The sequence below is a fragment of the Vallitalea okinawensis genome, from assembly GCF_002964605.1.
GTDB lineage: Bacteria > Bacillota > Clostridia > Lachnospirales > PQDH01 > Vallitalea_A > Vallitalea_A okinawensis.
Window position 1 is genome coordinate 1 of record NZ_PQDH01000037.1, and the last position, 5696, is coordinate 5696.

Sequence of the window (5696 nt, forward strand, 5' to 3'; positions counted from 1 at the left end):
ATAAACAAAACTTCTTACTATTATTTAATCAATATATCTATGTAAGTCAATTTGACTTCAACAATGATTGACTTACAAAGCTATGTCACTTCCTTATACGCAGATCAATTTAGCTATTACTATTAATCATCTTATCTTCTGCTTTCTGCTTTATAACTGCCTACATACATCAGCCTGTGCCAAGAGTGAGAATTGCGTATAACGTCTCGTGTTCACGACGTTTCTCAACCTTAGAAGGAGGTGCTCATGCCCTGTTAAGGGCTAATGCACCGACTGTCGCGATGCGCTTAGGTTGAGGAATGTGTGAGGGCTGACCCTGAAGAATATCCTCCCCAAACGAATGTGAACACATTGTTAGACGCTGTATTTAGCCGCAACTTTAAAGGAATACCCTAGCATTATTATAACATTATACCTTAAGTAAGAAGTTCTTTAGAACATCAAGAGAACTGGTATAATAGTCATTTGCACGTTCATAGGACCAGCTACATATTTCAATAATTTTTAACATCATATATATACGAATCTCTTCTTTATTCATCGATATACTCTTATTTGTACTATAATAGCCATTACAAAAATCTTGATATAATCCCATTGGAACCAAATCAATCAATATGCTAGAAAAATCCGATTCTACTTGTGCATAAAAACTCAATTCAAAATCAATCAATCCATATGTATTATCAATTTCATTGTATAATAGATTGCGTAAGCTAAAATCGTTGTGACATAATGAGAACATCTTATTATCACTTTCACTATTCCCTTTAAACCATACTTCAAGCTCATTAAAGGTCAATTGGTATATCTTATCATCTCCATAATACTGCTTTTTAACGATCTTTTCTTTATTATACTCGTACCGATCATACACATACTGCCAATAAGTCTTCTTAGTATACATTGAAGGACGGTTATTTATTATAGATATTTCATTTTGTAAGATTTTGTTTTTTATATGGTAATCCGCTAATAAACCACCTAACTTATAACATAGTTCTTGTTGGACTACTCTCTGCATTTTATCAAACTTATCTTTTAATATTTTACCTGGAAGCAAAGTCATAACTATCCAGCCAATATTACTATCGATCATTCCAAAGTCGATAAGTTGAGGTGTTAAATATAATGATTCTTTCAACTGAATAAGATTTTGTGTTTCTTTTTTCCAACGCATCTTATCACCGTATATTTTCACAATATAGGTATCCTCTACACTAATAACATAATTGCGCAAATCATCATTATGTCCAATGTTTTTAGTAGTAACTGGATATTTGAAAATATCAAACAACACTTTCTCTACTGATACATCTTGTAATTGCTTAACCCTATCTGAAAACATAATTTATACCTCGCTTAACCTTAAAATAGGTAAATATACAATGTTCCGATATACTAATGCTTTAAGTCTATCTATTACTTTTTACAATACCCTAATCAAATTAAGGATAAATATTGCGACTAACGTTTCGTGTTTGCGACGTCTTCGAACTGGACCCCGAGAAATACACTCTTGGTGGTGCTTGCACCCAGTGAGAAGGTGTGGGTGTATAATCCCTAAAAACTCTCCCTAGTAACCCCCTGCGCAGAAACAGTGTTATATGGAGTAATTCTGCTCTACCTTGTGTATCTTCCCAGCAAATAATTATTTTAAGCTTATATTCTAATATCATAAAACTCAACATTTTGCGCTGTGACCTTAATATATTCTTTTTTAAAAAAAGGTTTACCTATTGTATCTAAAAAAATAATACTTTCTCCACATCTTACTACTGTATATCCATCAGTTTCATATGATTCTAAACAACCAATTAAGAAAAAGCTACCTTCTTCTGTACCCAAATTATACATCTTTTCTTCTGATTTAAGTATATCAACACCCCATTCTAAAGTGTTTTTGATTTCAACTTCAATATGTTTGTTTGAGTTTTCTTCGGGCAACTCACCTATCCATTTTGCTTTGGCAACTCCATATTTATTAGAAATAATAACTTCGTTATCAGACAGAATTTCGTCAATTTTTACTTCCATTTAATTCATTAATCCTCCTCATGCAATTCTAATTTCTTTGAATATGTGTTTATTTCTTTAAGTCTTAAATTAGTAATAAGATATCAATACAGTTTCATTGTTAGCTTGAGCTTCTATTAATAACTCTAAAATGTCATTAAGAACTTTTTGAGTGATTCTATCCAAAACACCAATATCTACCTTCTTAAATTGCATTACAGCTGAGTCGATATCTTGTATCCTCCATGGACTTTCCTTATACCACCCCTCATGTAAATGGTAATAATAAGCTATACTTGTCCATCCACTAACTTCAGGTTGAATTGCATTCATTATGTTATCAAAATATCCATTCCAAATTTTCAGGACTTTGCTTCTATCCTTAGAGTAAGAACAAGTAAACTGAATTTCAGGTTCATCTTCAAATCCTTTATAATAGTTATGTTTGATTTCTTCCATAGTTTACATCTCCCAATATCGATATTAACTAAGCTACTAGCAAAAACTTATCATTTATCCTGTCTGAGCGCGTACAAATCAATGTTCAGATCAAAGAAAGCAGAATTATTTCATATAACGTTCCGGATTTGCGACATTCCTCAACCTTAGAGCGAAGGTGCTCATGCCCTGACAAGGGCTAATGTGCCGAGTGCTCCGACGGACTTAGGTTGAGGAATGTGTGAGGGCATGTCCCATTAGGCTTTATGACCTCGCCCGAACCTTGTGCAAATCTTTTGTTAGAAGATGTCTACACCTCAAAATCAATAAGCACTCCATCTACTTATTAAAATCATTTATCACGCTTAAGTTTATGTATCGTATTCTTATATTAATCTTTTAGCATAGTTATATATCTCTTACATGTGTGTTACTATCGCCATGAAAAATTTGTACTCTTTTCATCCCCATGCATGAAAAGCATAAAAACTCTTCTGACTCAGCTGCTTAATCTATTAATCAAATCCTCTATATTTTTTCTCCAATTAAGATATTCCTCTTCATTCTCTTCCCATAATTCCTTAATCTCTGATCTATCAGATAAAATTTCTCCTAGCGCTTTTATAACGCTTTCTTTCAACTTTAAGACATCGTCCATATCTTGTTTTTTTACCGTAATCCTACTTTTATCAATTCCATTATAAGATGCATCATTTAGGAGAACATCAACTACACATCCTGAAACTATTACTGACTGACATTCATCATAATCAAGGTATTCTCCATTATCAACTATTTCTAAAGCTCTTAATATATAATTATTAATTTTTGAATCGCATAGTTCTTCAAAGCAATCCAATGCTATATCATCTTCAAATAATCCAGTTCCCCATGCTCCCATTTTTTCATCAATCCTTTCTTAATAATAACAATCAAGGAAAATACTATCTTTTTAAGACCCCAAAATATATCTCTGAAATTGAGGTGTAGATGTCTGCTAACGTTTCGTGTTTGCGATGTTCCTGAACTGAACCCTCAAAGCTTAACTTCGAAGGTGGTGCTTTGCACCCAGTGAAGGAATGTGGTGCCGACTGGTTTGACCCCAAAAGCTTTCCTCCAGGCACCCTTGTGCAAACATTTTGTTAGCTGATGGAATGTTCGGACCATTGCCATAAACTAGACCACTACTAATTTATGTTGAATTGCATACTGCTTTCCCTTATTTGTTATATATAGTGACTTGTAACTACTTTGTTCAACAAGACCTTCATCAATAGCTTCCTCGATAACTAGATCTAAATAAATTCTGGATACTCCCATCTCTCTTACAATAAATTCATAGTCCATATAATCTTTTGTTGATAGTTCAAAATGATTAACCACTATTTTCATTAATTCTAATAGGGTATCACCTTTCCTATTTGGTCTTGATTCATTTATAGGTTGAAATGGATTATTCCCAATTTCAGGTTTCTCAAATAATGGAGAGTTATGTAATCTTCTTATAAGCTCATCAAAACTATATTCAAATGAGTCATCATTAGAAAAATCAATAAACATTTTAGTTTTTAAAAAGGTTGGAACATGATACGTTCCATATTGTCTGATAATCGGTATAACTTTATTGTTATCTATATCTGATAACAACTCTGAAGTTATTATCATTTTCTCATATCCTACTCCACCAGACCCAAAATTAGCTTTTTCAACATATCTTTCAGTACAAATCATTAATATATAATCTGCATTATTTAAATTTTTTTCCATAAATGATGGTATATCATCACCAGCTTTTAACTCCCACTGATCAATAATAGCATCAACTCCAGTATACCTTAATCTTGTTGCTAAGTCTAAAACCCATTTCTTATGTTCTTGAGAATCATGTGAATAAGAAATAAATGTTTTTGGAATGTTCATGTAAATCCCCTCCTTATCTTGCTAATAAACTAGTACATTCTTTCAGCTAACGTTCCGTGTTTCCGACGTTTCTCAACGTTAGAGCGAGAGTGCTTATGTCACGCATGTGACTAATACACCGAGAGTCGCGACGCGCTTAGGTTGAGGAATGTGTGAGGGCGACCCAATAGGAATGCACCTTGGCGACCTTTGAGAATATGACCCTACCCGAACCTTGTGGGAACATTTTGTTAGCTGATGTCTATTCACGCAACTCCAAAGGAATACCTTGTTATTTTTTTATACTATAAGCCTTACGAACTCGTCAAGACTCCTTAAATAGTATTTAACCTTATAATTTATAAATTACCCTTGCTGGATATGAACATGGTATTAGATGAAGTAATACTCAGTACCGACATATACCGAAAACCTATCCATCCCTTCTTTTAAACAGGCCTTTATCAACACATTTCTCAATTGTCTCTTTTGCAACAGGCCATAACTCGGGCATATCATCCTTGATATGCTTCTTCTTATCAATCACTTGATTTTCTTCCAATCCATACGGATTTTGTTCATCTGGTGCAGTAATAGAATGATTAAGAAGTGGTTGTAATGAATCTAATGCACCTGCAATTTTTGCTTCATATGTACTTCTTTCTTCATATTCTTTCCATAATCCAAGTATCTCTTCTTCGCCCTCCCTGGGTAACATACCCGCAAGTCTAATTACTGCTTTTTCTTCCAAAGACTTAGATTTCTCTCTTGCCTCGTCATCATAGAGAAACGTATCTCCATCATAAATCTCACCTAAATCATGTATTAAAAGCAATTTAATGATTTTCAGTAATGATTCATCTGAAATACTATTTCCCTTTACAAGCACCATTGCCATCATAGCCAAATGCCATGAATGTTCTGCACTATTCTCTTGCCTCATATCATCCAGTGTAAGATTTTGTCTCTTTACTGTCTTCAGTAATTCAATTTCTTTTATAAAGTTGATTTGCTTTTCTAAATCATTCATCAATTTTCCCTCCACTTAAAATACGCCAATCACTAGGTAAACCCACTGTATTGTATTAATTATACATTAAGAGTGCCTTTAGACGTGTCGTCCGCCAAAGTATAATCAAAACCAAAGACTATCGCTTTATACTTATATTTTATCCCTACGACCTCACATACTATAGGTACTTTTTTCACTATCCCAATTTTACCCCAATAGAATATCCCTAATCAAATCAAGTGAAAAGATTTCAGCTAACGTTCCAGATTTGCGACGTTTCTCAACCTTAGAGCGAAGGTGCTCATGCCCTGGCAAGAGCTAATGTGCCGTG

The 5696-nt window shown here is 33.7% G+C and carries 6 protein-coding genes; all 6 read right to left on the reverse strand.

Annotated features, from left to right (window positions below):
• Window positions 1-409 precede the first annotated feature (409 nt).
• Entirely contained in the window at window positions 410-1348 is a 939-nt protein-coding gene (locus tag C1Y58_RS25980) for an aminoglycoside phosphotransferase family protein (protein WP_105620066.1), read from the reverse strand.
• Between the two features lie 314 nt (window positions 1349-1662).
• The gene (locus tag C1Y58_RS25985) at window positions 1663-2037 is read right to left on the reverse strand and encodes a hypothetical protein (RefSeq protein ID WP_105620067.1); all 375 of its coding nucleotides are present in this window, start codon (window positions 2035-2037) and stop codon (window positions 1663-1665) included.
• Between the two features lie 69 nt (window positions 2038-2106).
• Window positions 2107-2475 carry a hypothetical protein gene (locus tag C1Y58_RS25990; RefSeq protein WP_207655827.1) on the reverse strand — a complete coding sequence of 123 codons (369 nt, stop codon included), beginning with the start codon at window positions 2473-2475 and terminating at the stop codon, window positions 2107-2109.
• 478 nt (window positions 2476-2953) lie between these two features.
• Window positions 2954-3355, reverse strand: a complete 402-nt coding sequence (locus tag C1Y58_RS25995) for a DUF4259 domain-containing protein (RefSeq protein WP_105620068.1) — start codon at window positions 3353-3355, stop codon at window positions 2954-2956.
• Window positions 3356-3630: 275 nt separating this feature from the next.
• Window positions 3631-4374, reverse strand: a complete 744-nt coding sequence (locus C1Y58_RS26000) for a toll/interleukin-1 receptor domain-containing protein (protein WP_105620069.1) — start codon at window positions 4372-4374, stop codon at window positions 3631-3633.
• A gap of 412 nt (window positions 4375-4786) precedes the next feature.
• On the reverse strand, window positions 4787-5383 hold the full coding sequence (locus C1Y58_RS26005; protein WP_105620070.1) for an HD domain-containing protein: 597 nt from the start codon (window positions 5381-5383) through the stop codon (window positions 4787-4789).
• Between the last annotated feature and the right edge of the window lie 313 nt (window positions 5384-5696).